The organism is Roseateles aquae, from assembly GCF_032337115.1.
Taxonomy (GTDB): domain Bacteria; phylum Pseudomonadota; class Gammaproteobacteria; order Burkholderiales; family Burkholderiaceae_C; genus Roseateles_C; species Roseateles_C aquae.
Genome location: NZ_JAVXZY010000001.1, coordinates 311,627 through 328,589 on the forward strand (window position 1 = coordinate 311,627; position 16,963 = coordinate 328,589).

The 16,963-nt window shown below is 65.4% G+C and carries 12 protein-coding genes; 6 read left to right on the plus strand and 6 right to left on the minus strand.

Annotated elements, in window-relative coordinates; translation table 11 throughout:
• The first annotated feature begins 29 nt into the window (after nt 1–29).
• The 6 genes from RQP53_RS01415 (at nt 30) to RQP53_RS01440 (ending at nt 7,627) form a co-directional block, all read left to right on the plus strand.
• Nucleotides 30–1,214: a prenyltransferase/squalene oxidase repeat-containing protein gene (locus RQP53_RS01415; RefSeq protein WP_315648185.1), complete on the plus strand. Its 1,185-nt coding sequence runs from the start codon at nt 30–32 to the stop codon at nt 1,212–1,214.
• On the plus strand, nt 1,207–2,172 hold the full coding sequence (locus tag RQP53_RS01420; protein ID WP_315648187.1) for an AAC(3) family N-acetyltransferase: 966 nt from the start codon (nt 1,207–1,209) through the stop codon (nt 2,170–2,172). Before RQP53_RS01415 ends, RQP53_RS01420 begins: the two co-directional genes overlap by 8 nt.
• Complete coding sequence (locus RQP53_RS01425) at nt 2,169–3,614, plus strand: lipopolysaccharide biosynthesis protein (protein WP_315648188.1); 1,446 nt, start codon at nt 2,169–2,171, stop codon at nt 3,612–3,614. Before RQP53_RS01420 ends, RQP53_RS01425 begins: the two co-directional genes overlap by 4 nt.
• The gene (locus RQP53_RS01430) at nt 3,611–4,936 is read left to right on the plus strand and encodes an acyltransferase family protein (RefSeq protein WP_315648189.1); all 1,326 of its coding nucleotides are present in this window, start codon (nt 3,611–3,613) and stop codon (nt 4,934–4,936) included. The genes RQP53_RS01425 and RQP53_RS01430 overlap by 4 nt, the downstream gene beginning before the upstream one ends.
• A 20-nt stretch (nt 4,937–4,956) precedes the next feature.
• The gene (locus RQP53_RS01435; RefSeq protein WP_315648190.1) at nt 4,957–6,207 is read left to right on the plus strand and encodes a glycosyltransferase family protein; all 1,251 of its coding nucleotides are present in this window, start codon (nt 4,957–4,959) and stop codon (nt 6,205–6,207) included.
• 370 nt (nt 6,208–6,577) lie between these two features.
• A complete protein-coding gene (locus RQP53_RS01440) occupies nt 6,578–7,627 on the plus strand; it encodes a M23 family metallopeptidase (RefSeq protein ID WP_315648191.1) in 1,050 nt (349 codons plus the stop codon).
• Between the two features lie 306 nt (nt 7,628–7,933).
• On the opposite strand, the gene RQP53_RS01445 is transcribed toward RQP53_RS01440, so the two are convergent.
• Genes RQP53_RS01445 through RQP53_RS01470 form a run of 6 tightly spaced genes read right to left on the minus strand, consistent with a single transcriptional unit; the run spans nt 7,934 to nt 16,915 of the window.
• Nucleotides 7,934–9,601 carry an asparagine synthetase B family protein gene (locus tag RQP53_RS01445; RefSeq protein ID WP_315648192.1) on the minus strand — a complete coding sequence of 556 codons (1,668 nt, stop codon included), beginning with the start codon at nt 9,599–9,601 and terminating at the stop codon, nt 7,934–7,936.
• Between the two features lie 53 nt (nt 9,602–9,654).
• Nucleotides 9,655–12,039 (minus strand): GNAT family N-acetyltransferase, encoded by a 2,385-nt coding sequence (locus tag RQP53_RS01450; protein WP_315648193.1) that lies wholly within the window; start codon nt 12,037–12,039, stop codon nt 9,655–9,657.
• Nucleotides 12,036–13,214 carry a DegT/DnrJ/EryC1/StrS family aminotransferase gene (locus tag RQP53_RS01455; protein WP_315648194.1) on the minus strand — a complete coding sequence of 393 codons (1,179 nt, stop codon included), beginning with the start codon at nt 13,212–13,214 and terminating at the stop codon, nt 12,036–12,038. The genes RQP53_RS01450 and RQP53_RS01455 overlap by 4 nt, the downstream gene beginning before the upstream one ends.
• A 12-nt stretch (nt 13,215–13,226) precedes the next feature.
• Nucleotides 13,227–14,177: a polysaccharide deacetylase family protein gene (locus tag RQP53_RS01460; RefSeq protein ID WP_315648195.1), complete on the minus strand. Its 951-nt coding sequence runs from the start codon at nt 14,175–14,177 to the stop codon at nt 13,227–13,229.
• Complete coding sequence (locus tag RQP53_RS01465; protein WP_315648196.1) at nt 14,174–15,523, minus strand: putative O-glycosylation ligase, exosortase A system-associated; 1,350 nt, start codon at nt 15,521–15,523, stop codon at nt 14,174–14,176. Before RQP53_RS01465 ends, RQP53_RS01460 begins: the two co-directional genes overlap by 4 nt.
• Before the next feature lie 42 nt (nt 15,524–15,565).
• Nucleotides 15,566–16,915 carry a phenylacetate--CoA ligase family protein gene (locus tag RQP53_RS01470; RefSeq protein WP_315648197.1) on the minus strand — a complete coding sequence of 450 codons (1,350 nt, stop codon included), beginning with the start codon at nt 16,913–16,915 and terminating at the stop codon, nt 15,566–15,568.
• Nucleotides 16,916–16,963: the final 48 nt, after the last annotated feature.

Below are 16,963 nucleotides of genomic sequence, written 5' to 3' on the forward strand. Positions count from 1 at the left end.
CCCAAAAGAAACACGGAGCTAGACCCGATATGTTGAGTGCAGCCAAGCAGATGCTTCGCAACTGGCGTGAACAAGCCGCGCTGAGCCCCGCCGCCAAAGCCGAGCTGGCACGTGACAAGCAGGGACTGCCGGCCAGCGACCCGGGCATCGAGCCGGCGGTGCGTGCCGCTGTCCAGTGGCTCAAGCGCGCGCAGGATGAATCGGCCACGCACGACGGTGGTGTTGCCCGCGACTACTCGCTGAACGAGGGCTGGGGCCCGTCCTACCCCGAGACCACCGGCTACATCATCCCGACGATGATCGACTACGGCCAGCGCTATGGCGATCAGGATGCGATCGAGCGCGCCCGCCGCATGCTGGACTGGCTGGTGTCCATCCAGTTCCCCGAAGGCGGCTTCATGGGCGGCAAGGTCAATGCCACGCTGCGCGTGCCGGTGACCTTCAACACCGGCCAGATCCTGATCGGTCTGGCGGCCGGCGCCAGCACCTTTGGCGATGCCTATCTGCAGCCCATGCACAAGGCGGCCGTCTGGCTGCGCGACTCGCTGGACGCCGATGGCTGCTGGCGCAAGCACGCCACGCCTTTTGCCAAGGCCGGCGACAAGACCTACGAAACCCATGTGTCCTGGGGCCTGTTCGAGGCCGCCCGCGTGGCCCCCGGCAACGGCTATGCCGAGGCCGCGATGAAGCAGGTGCGCTGGGCGCTGACTCAGCAGCAGGCCAATGGCTGGCTGGCCAACTGCTGCCTGACCAACCCGGACACGCCGCTGACCCACACGCTGGGCTATGCGCTGCGCGGCTTCATGGAAGCCCACCGCTTCAGCGGCGACGCTGATGTGCTGGCCCGTGCGATCAAGACGGCCGATGGCCTGCTCTCGGCGCTGCGCCCCGACGGCTTCCTGCCCGGCATGCTCAAGCCGGACTGGAGCGCGGCGGTGAGCTGGTCCTGCCTGACCGGCGAGGTGCAGATCGCGCACAGCTGGCTGATGCTGTTCGAGCTGACCGGCGAGCGCAAGTACCTGGAAGCGGCGCAGAAGGCCAACCGCTATGTGCGCCGTACGATGCGCCTGGATGGCCCGGCGGACCAGCTCGGCGCCGTCAAGGGCTCCTTCCCCGTCGATGGCGCTTACGGCCGCTGGCAGTACCTGAACTGGGCACCGAAGTTCATGATCGACGCCAATCTGCTCGAACTGGACATCTCGCGCCGTGGCTGATTTCATCCAGGCGCTGAAGCGCGCCGTCAAGAAGGTTCTCGCCGCCCGCCATGCCAAGCAGCGTGAGGCCGCGTTGCGCGCCGAAGCGCCGCACATCGACCGAGCCACCATCGTGCAGGGACTGCGCGCCATGGGCATAGGGCCCGGCGACATCGTCATGCTGCATTCCTCGCTGAAGAGCCTGGGATTTGTCGAGGGTGGCCCGCGCGAGGTGCTGGAGGCCGTCTACGAGGCGATCAGCCCCGGCGGCACCCTGGTTGTGCCCACCTACTACCTGCCCGGCGGCACGATCTACAACACCTGCAAGATGACGGACTATGTGTTCGACCCGCGCGTGCACGGTTCGAACCTGGGCGCCCTGCCCGCGGCGTTCCTGACCCTGCCGGGCATCGAGCGCAGCATCCACCCGACCCACTCGGTCTCGGCCATCGGCCCGCGCGCCAAGGAGATCGTCGGCAGCCACCATCTGGCGCCCTCGGTGTTCGGCGAGGGCTCGCCCTGGGAACGCTGCCTGAGCCTGAACGCCAAGGTGCTGGGCCTGGGCATCAGCATGGGCCCGGTGACCTTCTACCATCTGCTCGAAGACCGGATGCTGGAGCGCTTCCCGCTGCCGGTGCGCATGAGCGAGACCTACCAGATGCCCTGCCGCGATTGGCAAGGCCATCTGGTCCAGGTACCGGTGACGCCGCTGGACCCGATCTATATGCCGCAGCGCATCGACCACAAATCGCGCGCCGACCTGCGCCAGTTCTACTACGAGGAATTCAGCCGTGCCGGCCTGCTCAAGGCCGGCAAGGTGGGCGAGGCGCGCTCCTGGTGGATTCCGGCGCAGGATTTCTACGCCCATCTCGAAACGCTGGCCGGCCGCGGCCTGACCATCTATGCCACGGCCGAGCAGCTGCAGGCGGCTGCTGCCGCGCACGCGACCACTGCTAACACGACGAGTACGCAGGCATGAGCGACGGCAGTCTGCGCACCCAGGTGCTGTCCGGCCTGCGCTGGACAGCGGGCGCCCGCCTGGTCAGCCAGCTCTTCACCTGGGCGATGACGCTGCTGGTCATCCGCCTGCTGGCGCCGGCCGATTACGGCCTGCTGGCGATGGCGAACGTGTTTGTCGCCTTCCTGATGCTGATGTCGGAAATCGGCCTGGGCCTGTCCATCGTGCAGGCCGACAAGGTCGACCGCCAGCAGCTGCGCCAGGTCTTCGGCCTGGTGATCTCGGCCAATGCCCTGCTCTTCGTGCTGCTGGTGGCCACAGCGCCGCTGATTGCCAGCTTCTTCGATGAACCGCGCCTGGCCAAGGTGATCTGGGCGCTGGCGCTGCAGTTCCCGCTGGTGGCACTGATCTCCTTGCCGCGCTCGCTGCTGGAACGGGCAATGAACTTCCGCACCGCCTCGGTGCTGGAAGCCGCCTCGGCGGTGGTCAGCGGTGTGGTCGTGCTCGTGCTGGCCTATACCGGGCATGGCGTCTGGTCACTGGTCTGGGGCAGCCTGGCCGGCACGGCGCTGCGTGCCGCCGGTTTCATGTGGCTGTCGCCGATGCACGTGAGCCCGAGCTTTTCGCTCGCCGGCATGCGCCACTTCGTCTCCTTCGGCGGCCAGGTCACGCTGGCGCGGATGCTGTGGTTCTTCTACTCGCAGATGGACACCTTTCTGGTCGGCAAGCTGCTGGGTAAGGAGCCGCTGGGCGTCTACTCGGTGTCCATGCATCTGGCCGGCCTGCCGGTGCAGCGCATCTCCTCGGTGTTGAACCAGGTGGCCATGCCGGCCTTCTCGCGCTTGCAAGGCGACCCGGACGCCGCCGGCGCCCACTTCATGACCGCCGCCCGGCTGATGGCGCTGCTGTCCTTCCCGATTTCGTTCGCGATGTCGGCGCTGGCGCCCGAGCTGGTCGCCATCCTGATGGGCGATCAGTGGCATAGCGCGGTGATGCCGCTGCAGCTGCTGTGCCTGCTGATGCCGCTGCGCATGCTGTCCAGCATGGTGCCGGCCGCCGTGCAGGGCATGGGCCACCCGAAGATCTCGGTGCTGAACCAGCTCTCGGCCTGCATCGTCATGCCCATTGCTTTCGTGATCGGCTCGCACTGGGGTCTGTTCGGCGTCAGCATGGCCTGGCTGATCGCCTTTCCGCTGGTGTTGCTGGGCAATCTGATCCGCGCCCTGCCGGTGCTGAATCTGCGCGTCTGGCAGTTGGCCAGCAGCCAGTTGCCGGCCACCGTCTGTGCCACCGCGCTATGGGTCGCCAGCACGGCGCTGCACCCCTTGATCGAGCAATGGCCGGCCTTTGTGCGCCTGTGCCTGCTGGGTGCAGCCGGCGTGGCCGTCTATCTGCTGGGCACCTTGCTGATCAACCGCGCCGGCGCCGTCGAGGCCTGGCAGATGCTGAGGAAGCGCAAGTGAGTGTGGCGCGCGATGCGGCGATGTTGCCGCCGAAGAAGCTCGATGCGGTCGAAGCCGCGCGCGGCCTGTGCGCCAGCTATGTGGTGCTGGCCCATGTCTTCCAGATCATCGGCTACCGCTACGACTGGAAGCCCGAGTGGCCGCTGCTGGTCAATCTGTGCTCGGGCTATGCCCACGAGGCGGTGCTGTTCTTCTTCCTGCTCTCGGGCTTCAGCATCCACTATGTGAATGTCGACCGTTCGCTGAGCCGCTGGGCTGAGGTGCGCCACTACCTCTATCTGCGCTGGCGGCGGGTTTATCCGATCTTTGCCGTCACCGTGCTGGGCATCCTCGGGCTGTACGGTCTGGGCCTGGCGCTGCAGTTGCCGCATTACGAAAAGATCTGGCGCACGCTGGACTGGCGCGAAGTCTGGGCGACACTGGGCTTTGTGGTCGACCGGGTCTATGTCTGCGGCCACTGGTTCGAGCCCATGCCGACCAATCCGCCCTTCTGGTCGCTCTCCTACGAGATGAGCTACTACCTGATCTACCCGCTGTTTCATGCGCTGCGCCGGCGCATCGGCATCGGGCGGGCCACGATCGCGGGCGTGGCGCTGAGCCTCTCCGCGGGGGCCTGGAATCTGCATGACTGCGGCCATGTCAGCAATGTGCTGTCGCTGTACGGCTACTGGTGCCTGGGCGCCTGGGTGGCCGAGCATGTGCGTCGCGGCCAGCTGATTCAGTACCCCCGCAGCCTGAGCTATCTGTCGCCCTTCATCGGCGTCGTCCTGGTCTGGACCTTCAGCGAATCGCGACTGTCCGACTACGACGGTCTGCCCTGGGTGTTTGTGCTGCTGCCGCTCTTGGCCTATCCGGTCACCGTCGGCCAACGCCAGCGGCTCAACGGGCGCCAACAGGGCTGGATCTGGGCCACGGGCACGGCCCTGGTGCTGGCCGTCCTGCTGCTGGGCCGCTACAAGGAACTGGCCGTGAACATGACCATGTTCAACCAGCGCCTGGTGCTGTTCTGGGCGGCGTGGACGCTGCTGCTCGGTGCCGACGGCAGCGCCTGGCTGAGCCGTTTCGCCGACACTGCGATCAAGCGCATTGCCTGGCTGGGCGGCATCTCCTACGCGCTCTACCTGGTGCATTACCCGCTGCTGGTGTTTGCGCGCGAGGCCGTCACCGGCATGGGTGCTGCCAAACACTGGGCGCTGCTGGTACTGCCATTGGTGCTGGGCTTGGCCTATCTGCTGGAGAAGCAGTTGCAGCCGCGCATCGTGACGCTGATGGAAACCCTGCTGGGCCGCCCGCGCGAGGCCACCCTGTCGATCAAGAACTAGAGCTCGAAAGTCTTTCGTCCATGAAACGCCTGCTGATGATTGCCTACCATTTCCCGCCGCTGGCAGGCAGCAGCGGGATTCAGCGCACGCTGCGCCTGGTGCAGCAGCTGCCGCAGTTCGGCTGGCAGCCGCTGGTGCTGACGGTGCGCCCCGAGGCCTATGAGCGCTGCAGCGACGATATGCTGGCCGATGTGCCGGCAGGCACCGTCGTCAAACGCTCCTTCGCGCTGGACGCCTCGCGTGACCTGGCCATCAAGGGCCGCTATATCGGCGCGCTGGCCCGGCCGGACCGCTGGATGAGCTGGCGCTGGTTTGGCGTTGGCGATGCAATGCGCCTGATCCGCGAACACAAGGCCGATGCGATCTGGTCGACCTACCCGATTGCCAGCGCCCACAGCATTGGCGCTGCGGTGCAGGCCCGCTCGGGTCTGCCCTGGGTGGCCGATTTCCGCGACCCAATGGCTCAGCCGGACTACCCGCCCGATCCGATCACCCGACAGAAATTCCTCGATATCGAGGCCCGCATCGCCGCGCAAGCCGCGCTGATGACCTTCACCACGCCCTCGGCGCTGCGCGACTATCAAGGCCGCTACAGCGCCGCCGCCTCGCGCATGGCCCTGCTGGAGAACGGCTACGACGAAGGCAGCTTTGCCGGCGCCGAGAACCAGCCCCGCCGCGCCTTGAACGACGACGCGCTGACGCTGCTGCACAGCGGCATCGTCTACCCCTGGGAACGCGATCCGACCCAGCTGATGGCGGCCATGCGCCTGCTGCTCGATCGCGGCGTGCTACAGCCGGGCAAGCCGGCGCGCAATATCAAGCTGCGTTTCCGCGCCTCGGTGCATGACGATTTGATTCAGCGGCTGGCCGCCGAACACGGCGTCAGTGCCCATGTCGAGACCCTGCCGCCTGTCGGCTACAAGGATGCCCTGGCCGAGATGCTCAATGCCGACGGCCTGATGCTGCTACAGGCCGACAACTGCAATGCGCAAATCCCTGCCAAGGCCTACGAATACCTGCGCGCCGGCCGACCCATCTTCTGCCTGACCGACCGCGCCGGCGACACCGCTGCCGTGCTGCGCAAGGCCGGCGTGCAAAGCCAGTTCCAGCTCAACGAGGCCGAAGACATCGCTCGCGGCCTGAGCCTGTTCCTCGATGAGCAGGCCCGCCAGCGCGAGCTCTGCGCTGATGCCGCTGGCGTTGCCCAAGCCTCCCGGCTGGCGCGCACGCGGGAATTTGCGGCCATGCTTGACGGCTTGGTGAAGCGCTGAGGTCACTCCGAGCCGGCCGGTGAACGGTGCTTCTCGCTGTACCGGTGACGACGACCAACAGATCGGTTAGCACAGGCCTTGCCATGCGACAAGCTGCCAGCCCCGACAGAAGACGATCAGCACCGGCCTACCTAGACTGGATTGGCCCGCCGAGCTTCATCGTGGCCCCAAGGTCTTCGAGTCAAAGAGCAAGACAGCAATAGGGGTATTGGGTGATCGGCGGCCCAATCGGTCAAAGCCTCTTTCGTGAAAGCCCGTCGCCATGAAAGCCTTCAAACCTGCCTTGCTGACCACTCTGGCCTGTGCGGCCGCTCTTGCGGCTCTGCCCGTCCGAGCGGCTGGCACATCAGCCACATCGAGCAACAACCCCTTGCTTTACAGCCATGCGGAGATGTTCAGCTTCGATACCGAAAGCTACCTCCTCGCGCACGCCCCGCAACTGGCCCAGTATGCGGAGACGATTTCTCACTGGGCCGGCTACAGCAGCATCAGCCCGCGCGTACTGCTGACCTTGATCGAGCAGCACAGTGGCTTGATCAGCCGCCCAGAGCAACGGGCCGCCCTCAACCGGCCCATGGGCAGTCTCTCCAAGCAGACCGGTTTCAACGCCCAGGTCCGTGATGTCGCGGATCAGCTGGCACGCCGGCTCTATGAGAGCGCGCCCCACGAGGCTGCCGCCGAGTTCGGCAACGAGTCAGCCCAGTTCACACCGCTGCGCGCACTGCTGACGAACTCCAACGGCAATGAACAGGAGTTCGCCGCCACCTATCAGCGCCTGTTCGGACGTGCCTTCGACACCGACGCTGCGCGCGCCCTGCATGAGCAGGCCGCCGCCAGCAGCGGCGATGCGCAAGCGACTACGTCCGGCACGCCAGACGCCAGCCTGGCCGGGCCGCCGGTCGGCTTTCTGCAGTTTCCGTTTCCGATTGGTGACTCCTGGCATGTCGGCGGCGCGCACACCAACACCGGCAGCGGCAGCTACCCCTTATCCTCGTTGGACATGAGCAAGGGCGGCGGCTGGGGCAGCAACCAATCGGCGGTGCGCGTATCTGCCTCGGCGGCTGGCACGTTCAAGCGCCACTCCAGCTGCTTCGCCGAAATCGTGCACAGCGGTGGCTGGTCCACGACTTACTACCACATGGATCAGCTGCAGTACAACACGGGCGCGGCCGTGGCCAAGAACGCCTTCATCGGGAACCCGGCCAATAACAAGGCGCAGGCCTTGTGCAACGGCGGTGCCTCAACCGGTCCGCACCAGCACTGGAGCCTCAAATCCAATGGCGCTTGGCAGCATCTGAACACCGTCAGTATTGCGGGCTGGCAGATCACCGCCACGGGCAGCAGCTACGACACCAACTGCAGCCGCTTCTACCTGAGCAAGAACGGTGTCAAGAAGTGCTCAGGCTACTTCAGTCAGTGAGTGCTGCTGCCGGTGCTGATGCCAGCAAGGCATGAGCATCGGCGGCGCACTGAGCTGTTTAGAGCGGTTTAGAGCTGTTTACTTGCCACGATCGCATGGCCGTTAGGCACGGTGCGGCGGCCGCTGGCGTTCTGCTTGGCGTCGATCTCGCCCCTGCCAGTTTCTTTTCACACCAGGCACCGGCATTCTGAAGGGCGGATTCATGCCATCGCGACGGGATGAGATCCACCGGAGATGCGCAGTAGACGCGGTTGGCGCAACACCCTAAGCCGGCCACTGCCATTGGCCGCTTGCCTCAGCCCACCCTCAGAGCTTGAAACCAGGTTTCTTGGCCTTGAGCCACAGTTCCAGCACGGTCAGGATCCACACCGCTTCGCCGTAATAGCCGGGGTGCTCTCGCAGCCGCTGCTCCAGCAACTGGGTGACGAAGTCGCGGCGCAGGATGCCGCGTTCGACCAGGCCGTAGAGGCTGTCGCGGGCCAGCGCGCCGAGATCGGCATTGCTGGCCAGCCAGACGCCGAAGGGCAGGCCGAAGCCGTGCTTCTTCTTGGTGATGATCTCGTCGGGCAGGAAACCGCGCAGCGCTTCCTTGAAGAACCAGCGCAGCTTCAAGCCGCGCAACTTGTAGTCCAGCGGCAGCTGCATGGAGAAGTCCAGCAGGCTGTCGGACAGCAGCGGGAAGCCCACCTGCACGCCGGCCAGCCCTGTGGTGCCGACGACCTTGGGCAGATCGCTCTCGCTGAGCGTGTAGCGCCAGTCAAAGGCCAGCGTGCGGTTCAGCTCGCTACCGGCCTCGCACTCGCGCCAGGTCTGCTGCTGGTGCGCGGCCGGCGCGCCACGGTCGACCTGGCGCAGCAGCTCGGGTGTGAACAGCGCATCGGGCCCCAGGCGCAGCAGCAGGTTGTACATCTGCAGCCGTTCGGGCATCGGCACGCGGGCCTGCTCGACATAGCTGCCGGCCTTGCGCGTCAGCGGAAAAGCCTTGGCCACACCGGTGGCCAGGATGGGTTCGAGCAGGTAGCGGCCCAGCGCACGCGGCACATGGTCGTACCAGCCGAAGATGCGTTGGGTGGCATAGCGCGAGTTGCCGCCGAACAGCTCGTCGCCGCCATCGCCGGCCAGCAGCTTGCTGACGCCGTCCTGCTGGGCAAAGCGGGCGCAGTAGTAGGCCGGCAGCGCCGAAGAGTTGCCAAAGGGTTGGTCGTAATGCGCGGCCACCATGGGCAGGCCGTCGACGATGTCCTGGGGCGTGACGTAGTACTCGTGGTGATCGCAGCCAAAGCGGCGCGCGGCCAGCCGTGCGTATTCCATCTCGTCGTAGCCCTGGGCCTCGAAGCCGATGGAATAACTCTGCGGTGCAGCGCCCGTGACCTCGCGCATCATGCCGGCCACGGTCGAGCTGTCGGTGCCGCCGCTGAGGAAGCAGGCCGGCTTGCTGCCGTCGAGCTGGTCGGCCACCGACTGCTTGACGATGGCGCGGAACTCGGCCGCCAACTGCTCGAAATTGCCGCCGCGCGGCTCCTGGAAGCTCGGTGTCCAGTAGCGCTGCACGCGGAACTCGCTGCCCTGCCCGATCAGGCAATGGCCGGGCGGCAGACGGAAGATGCTCTTGTAAATCGTCCGCGGCGAGGGGATGCAGTGGAAGTACAGATAGTCGTAGATCGCCTGCGGATCGATCTCGTCGCGTTCATCGGCGAGATCATCGGCACGCAGCGCGAAATCAATCTGGCCATCGCGCACCCGGTAGCAGAGGCTGAAGTTGGCGAAGCGATCAACGGCGAGAAAGGCCGCGCCGCTGGCATCGCGCAGGCCAACGCTGAAATTGCCGCGCACGGCCAACAGCTGCTGCAGCGCATCGGGGGCTGCCGCCAGTTGCTGCCAGGCGGCCAGCGCGTTGCCGGCTGCGGCCTGCTGCAGGGCGGTGCTGCCAAAGCGCGGTGTACCGCACACCAATGTCTTGGACTCTTGATTCACTTGTTCTTGCTCCATCGATGCTTGTCCCTGGTCCCTGCTGCCGCGTCGGCCGCTCAGGCGGCGTCTGCTGCCGGACTCTTCTTGAAGCGCCCCAACAGCCGCTTGACGCTGCGGCCCAGCAGTTCATAGATCAGCCCTGCCAGGCCGCGGATTGTGCCCGGGTTGTAGGCGACGATGCCCCAACGTTCGCGGCGGTGGCTGACCCAGGTGCGCTTGTAGTCGTCGTCGCCGATCAGATAGTCCAGCTCGGTGATAGCGTCCTTGCTCAGCACATGCTCGAACAGCGCGGCGCTCAGCAAGGTGCCGGCCGACAGCTCCTTGTAGGCCTCGTCGTAGGCCAGCTTGAAGATGCTGGCCTTGCCGCCGTTGACCAGCCAGATCTGCGCCGCGATGGCCTTGTCGTCCAGCCAGGCCACGCCCAGGCGCAGCCAGCCGCGCCGTGCGCCCAGCCGTATCAGGCCCGGCACGAAATGCGGGAATGGTTCAGGCCGCTTCCAGCTGCTGGCATAGACGGCCTCGTAGCCCGCAATGCCACGCTCGACCTCGGCCATGTCAGTGATGACCTCGAGCCGGCCGCCACGTTCGGCAAACTTCTTGCCGCGGCGCTTGACGGTGCTGCGCAGCTGGCTGTCGCGCGCGGCCCAGTAGCTCGGCCACTCCTGCTTGGGCATGTACCAGTTGCCGAAGCGGAAGTACGGCAGCGGTACCAGCCCCACCAGGCGCATCGCTTCCATCAGCAGCTGGTAGCTGGGCAGGCCCGGGTCCATCGGCGAGATGCTCCAGCGTGCCACCGCGCGATGATCCTTCTTGACGGCGCGCACCAGCGCTGCGAGCTGCAGCCGATCGACGCGAATGCCGTCCTGCAGGATGGGCGCGAACAGCGAGGTGTAGAAGTTGGTCAGGCCGCCGAGTTCAGGGCCCAATCGCTCGCCCTGGTTCAGCAGCACGGGCAGCATCGCATGCACACGGCCGTCAACACGCAGCACATAGAAGTGTGGCCGCTGATCTGGCGTCAAGGCGTGGTCGACCTGCAGGGCAAACCAGTCGGCGCCAAACTCCAGATTGCTGCCTTCGCAGCGCTCCATGAAGGCCAGCACATCGGCCGGGAATTGCGAGGGATGCGTGTAGTGCTCGACGTCGTTGCTCGGCCCAGCCTCGCTTTTATGCTTGTCACGCCCGAGCAGCAAGGAGAAGCGCCGCAGCAGATGAATCGCCGTGCGCGAACGCAGATCCCGGTAGACGCGCAGATGCGAAATCGGTCGCGATTCGCTGGCCCAGGCCAGCAGATCGGTGTCGGCATTGGTGAAGAACTCCAGACGCCGCCCTGGATAGTGGCGAAACAGATGCTCCATCACATGGTGAAGCATGAGGCGGCCCGGCGAATAGTCAGCAAAATTCTCGTCGTAGCTGGTCTTCAAAAAGACAATGCGGCTCGCGCCGACCAGCACCAGCCGCGATGCCACCAGGGTGTCGTCAAACCAGAGCTCAAACACCAGCGCGCGGCCATCGCCGGCGAAGTCCGACATCGTGTCGCGGTAGAAGCCGAACTGCTGCGACTCCGGGCTCAGCGCGGTGCCCGCCCGCCCCTTCCAGCCGCTGGCCTCCAAGGCTGCATAACGCTTCAAGCCCGCAGCAATGTCGACATCTTCGTGCAGCACCCTGAAGCTGGTCCGCACATTCGCCGCTGCCACCTTGCGCAGATAGCGGCGAATGTTCTGGCGCAGCTTGGAACTGCGCGATCCCCAGTAGGCATCGAAGCCGCCCTGCAGCGGCACGGCAATCGTCAGCGCATGGCCAATCAACTCAATGCGGCGCGGATCAAGATTATTTGTGTCGAGCAGCAGTGGGTCTTGGCACAGCAGGTCGATCGCGTGGCAAGCGCCTGGGAGCTTGTCAAACAGGCCCTGCAGCTGGCCGACACGGTGCAGCAGTGCCGCACCGAGCTGCGCTTGAACCGGCAGAAACAAGGCCCATTGCCCCAGGTGCGAGGGCACCGCAATCAAGGCAGCCTGCCATTGCCCATCGCGCTCCAGATAGCAGAGCTGCTCCTTGCCGCTCTTGAAATGCTTGAGCAGATTGGCGATGAACAGCCGGCTGAGCATCGGATGGTCGCCAAACATGCGCCGCTTGAGCTCATCCCAGCCTTGCATCAAGCTGGCATCCACGTCGGCCAGCTTGCGCACCTGCCAGGTCCCGGCGTCGGCCGCCGGGCCATCCAGTTCCGCCATCGTTTGCTCCGAGCTGGAATGCCTCGGCCCACGCGCCGGCACGGGCATGCCCGGGGGTGCAGAAGGATTGGCGGGCAGACGCTTTGGCGATGGCGCAGCCACGGCCAGGCCCAGCGCGTCGCCCTCGCCCATGCCGGCGCGCGCCGGCATCTGGGGCTCAAGTTCGGGGGCGACGCTGTCCGGGTTGTCCGGCTGGTCTTGAGAGTTCATGCGGACTCCACCACGGCTGCAAATGTGGCGCAAAGCCAATCCATGTCCGCTCCGGTAAGTTGTTGGTGACAAGGCAGATGGAACAAACCCAGGCGCATCGCTGCCGCGACCTCGCAGTCGCTACGCGCCAGGCTGTCCCAGCGACCGAGGGGAAAGCCGATGGCCTTGAGTGCCGCAAACGCCGAGGCCGGTTCATCGACAAGCACCGGCAGCATATAGGGCGCTGGCCCCAGTGCTTTGACATTCTCGACCCAGGGCCGAACGCGTAGCAGACGACTCAGGGCGTCGATCCACCGTGCCGCGTGCTCACGGCGGCGCTGCCCCAAGGCCTCGTGATCGGCCCGGCGCAGGCAGTGGCTGGACAGCCGCAAGCCGCTTCGCCCTTCGGCAGCGGGCGCCCAGCCGGCCGAGGACGCGTCCACCGCCGTCAAGTGACTCCCCTCGCCTTGCTGTGACGCGACGTGCTTGCGCTGCAAGAAACGCTGCGTCAGTGCTTGCCGTGCTGGAGGACGCATCAGGCTCAGGAAACCGCGCAGCTCCTGTCCCCATGAAGGCGACGGCAGTGCAGCGGGCAGTACGCGCTCCACGCCACGTCCAGCCCATAGCAAGCCACCGTCGAGCGCCGGCACAAACTTCGACGGGCTGGCCACGACCAGATCACCAAGCCGCCCGATGGACTCACGGCCTGGCATGGCCAACCATTCCACGCCGGCAGCATGCAAATGGGCGCAGTCTTCCAACAGCGGCAAGCCGTGTTCATCACAGAGTGCGCGCAGCGCGGCCAATTCGGCATCGCGGCCAAAGAAGTGGCTGGCCACCACGGTGCGCACTCCAGCTTGGCGACCAAGCACGTGCTTCACCGAGTCCATTCGCGGCCGCAGCTCGGCATCCAGCGCGTAAAACACCGGCCTGGCGCCCAGGTGCAACACCGGCGCCAACAGGCTCAGGCAGTGGTAAGACGGCAGCAGCACCGCGTCGCCGGGCGCAACACCGAACTGATGCAGCGCCGCCGCCATGGCGTAGCGAGCACGTGGGTAGAAGCGCAGTTCCTTTTCAGGGCGCGGCCAGCGCCGCGCCATCGCGCCCTGCCCCGTCCCCCAGGGCCTGTCGGCACGCACGGGCAGGCACGGCGCTGCAAAGCCGCCGGCAGGCTGTTGATAGCCCAGGATGTCCACGCCGCGCCGCTCTCAGGACCGCGCCATGGTCTGGGCCAGGCGCAGACCGAAACGCAGCTTATCGCTTTCCCACGGCGTGAAGCGCGGAATCTGGAACAGATCGGCCTTGGCACCGAACACGCCCGGATGGGTGGAGACCGCCGCGTCAAACCCGAGGCGCCGCACCAGTTCAACCGACTCGGCACTGTAGTCGCTGCCCAGCTTGCCATTCGGATAGGCGAAGAGACCGATCCGTTCGTCCAGCAAGCCTTGCAGCTGCTGGCGGCTGCCATCGATTTCAGCCGTCGCTGCGGCGGCATCCAGGCCGGCCAGGATCGGGTGGCTGAGCGTGTGGGCGCCAATCTGCATGCCACCCCGGCGCATCAGGCGAACCTGTTCGCTGCTCATCATCAGATCGCGCGGCAGCGCCACGCCGGCAGCGCGCAGCACGGCGTCGACGAGGTCCAGGCGCTTCTGCACCGGCAGGTATTTCGCCTTGCCGATGATGGCCTGAATCGCCGCGCGGCGGGCTTCAATGTTCTCCAAGGGGTAGACGCCCAGCAGCCCTTCGCTGAGCTCGCGCAGATCGAGGCTGGGCAGCTTGCTGCGCCGCACGGCCTCGATGACGCGGTCGTTCCACATGCAGCCGCCGTCAAGAAAGCCGCTGGCGATGAAGAAGCAGGCGCTGATGCCATGGCGCTGCAGGATGGGCATGGCGACGTCGTGGTTGTCGGCATAGCCATCGTCAAAGGTGATCGCCGCGGCACGTGCCGGCAAGGCGCCCTGCTTCTGCAGGCGCACTGCTTCGTCCAGCGGCAGCACATGGAACCAGCGGCGCAACCAGCCACACAGCTGGTCAAAACGCGCGGCATCGACTTCGCCCGGAAACAGAGGGTCAGGTCTTGCATGAACGCGGTGAAAAATCAGCACCGGCATGCGCGCCGCCACACCAGCCGGCGACAACCATCGATAAACGAGCTTCAAGCCGCAGTCCCCCAGGTCCAACGCAGACGCGAGGGCTTCTTCTTGACCGCGCCCTTGCCCGCCTTTTCAGCTTCCTTGGCCGCCAAGGCCGCAGCCTCGGCCTCTTCCTCGATCCAGCCCTTGCGGTCCAGCCAGGCGCGAGCCAGCACGATGACGATCATGGTGTTGTAAGGCAGGTCGAAATAGGCCAGGCTCAGGAAGGCGCCGCCGACGAAATAACCTGCCATGCTGACCTGGCACATCGCGCCCAGATCGGCCACCCACTGCGTCTGTGGCAGCTTGGCGCCGCGCTTGCGCAGATCATTGGCCGACAACCAGACGAAGAGCCACAGCAGCAGGTAGATGAAGAGCCCGATGAAGCCATGCTCACCGAGGATCTGGAAATAGATGCTGTGGGCGGCGTGGATGTCAGTGGGATCAGGCGCGTACTTGCCGAACATCACCGGGTTGTAGATATTGAAGCCGCCGCCGAAGAACTTGTCCTTGGCCAGGTTGTAGGCCATCCACCAGGCATTGATGCGGCCCATGGCCGAGCCGTCGGCCTGGTACTCACCGATGGTTTCCATCCGGTTGAACCAGTGCGAGGGCATGAAACTGTAGAAGGCGCCGCCAACGACCACGCCGATCAAGAGCGTGGTGAATTTGTTCTTTGAACGGACCCACAAGACGGCCGCCATCGCAGCCAGCGCCAGCAAGGCGCCGCGCGAGTGGCTGCCCAGCGCCGAGGCCACCGAGATCAGCATGCTGCCCAGCAGCGCCAGCTTCAGCCAGCGGCTCTGGCTGCGCATCTGCAGATAGCGCATGAAGGGAATGATCATGATGATGGCCAGGGCCAGCTCGTTATTCCCCTCAATGAAGGTGCTCTCCGGGCCCCAAACCCGGTCGTTGCCACCCGAGGTGATGGTGAAGATGCCGCCTTTGACACCATAGAAGCCGATCGAGATCGCCAGCATCCACACCAGCACCTCGATATGGTGCTTGGTGCGCAGCATGGCCAGGGCAATCAGGATCATGAAGTCGATCTTCATCACCTTCTTCCAGCCCTCGTAGCTGCCTTCTACGTCATAGGAAAACGGTAGCGTGATACAGAACCACAGCATCAGCATCATGAAGGTGGCCGTCTCTCGACAGACCGGGAACTTGCGCTTGTTGTCCCTGATCGCCAAGAAGGCGATCAGCGTGACCACGGCCACCACCATCGCGACCGGAAACGTCTTGATGCGGTGCCCGAACACGTGCGGGCTCATGATGCTGACGATGGTCCAGCTCATGATGCCTATCCAGGGCTGGCGCAGCGTGTAGATCATCGCCATCGCCAGCAGCGTGAAATAGAACAGGTCACGCATGGGCAGTCACCTCTGCGGGCATTGACGGACGCTGACGAGCACTCATTGCAGCTTGCTCACCACGTAGCGGTACTTGCCATTGCCCTGGGCCGGAATTTCGTCGAGCAGCTCCACCTGAATCTCAACCTCGCGGCCGAGGCGGAATTTCAGGCCATCGATCAGCTTTTGCCGCGTGGCTTGGTCGAGCCCACCGGGCCGCACCACTTCCAAGCGCGTCAGCAGCTGCGTTTCCTGGATGATCTTGTAGTTGGTGATGCCTTCGGTCTCGCGCATCAGGTAGGTGAACGCGCCGCAGGGCAGCATGGTGCCATCGGTGGCGCGCAGGAAATCGTTGGTGCGCCCCTGGATCTCGCGCAGCAGCGGCAGGCCGCGGCCACAAGCGCAGCGCCGTGTGTCGCGCACCGCCACGTCACCGGTGCGGTAGCGCAGGAAGGGGTAGTCGCGGGTACGCAGATGCGTCACGGTGACCTCGCCGGGCTGGCCGTCGGCCACTGGCTGGCCATCCTCGCCCAGCAGCTCGACGACGATGTCCTCGGCCGTGATGTGCATGCCGCCTTCGGGGCATTCATGGGCGATGAAGCCGGCGTCGCGCCCGCCATAGCCGTTGGCGACCTTGCAGCCGAAGACCTCGGAGATCAGCTCGCGCTGGTGATCGTGCAGGTACTCGGAGGTCACGAACACGACCTTCACGCCCAAATCATCGAGCCGCACGCCGCGCTTCTTGGCATGGGCGCTGATCAGTGCGATCGAATAGGGGTAGCCGAACACCATGGCCGGCCGAATCTCGCGCAGCCGCTGCACATAGTGATCGAGGTTCTTCTCGTTCATCGCGAAGGCATTGAGCAGCGTGCTGCGCATCAGCGCATCGCGGAACAGGCGCACCCGGTCCTGCGCGTGCAACTCGATCGGCGAAGCCCAGACCACCACCTCGCGGTCGCCGATATCCACATCCCACCAGCGCGTGGCGCGCCATTTGGCCGCCACATCGTGCGAGACACGCTCCAGGCTGATGAAGAACTGCAGCGGCGTGCCCGAGGAGCCGCCGGTCGAGCTGCGGCCCAGCGGCCCGGCATGCTCATGCTTGAGCGCCTCGGCATGATCGCGGATCAGCGGCTTGGTCAGCGTGGGCAGCTGCGCCAGATCGGCCAGGCTCTGCAGCGATTCGGGCTTGAAGCCGATGCGCGCAAAAGCCTCGCGGTAGTAAGGCACATGCAGGCCGATGTCGATCAGAAAGGTCTTCAGTTCGGCCAGCTGCTGGGCCGCGATCTGCTCCGGGCTCAGCCACTGGCTGCGCTCCAGCGAACGACGGGCGCGCACGGTGTCATGCTTCTTCAGCCGCTCCTGGAGCGGGAAGATGATCTTGGAGACCAGCTGGGTGTAGAGACGACTCATGCGGCGCGATTCAGGCAGACGTTTTGGGCAGATGTTTTGGGCAGACGA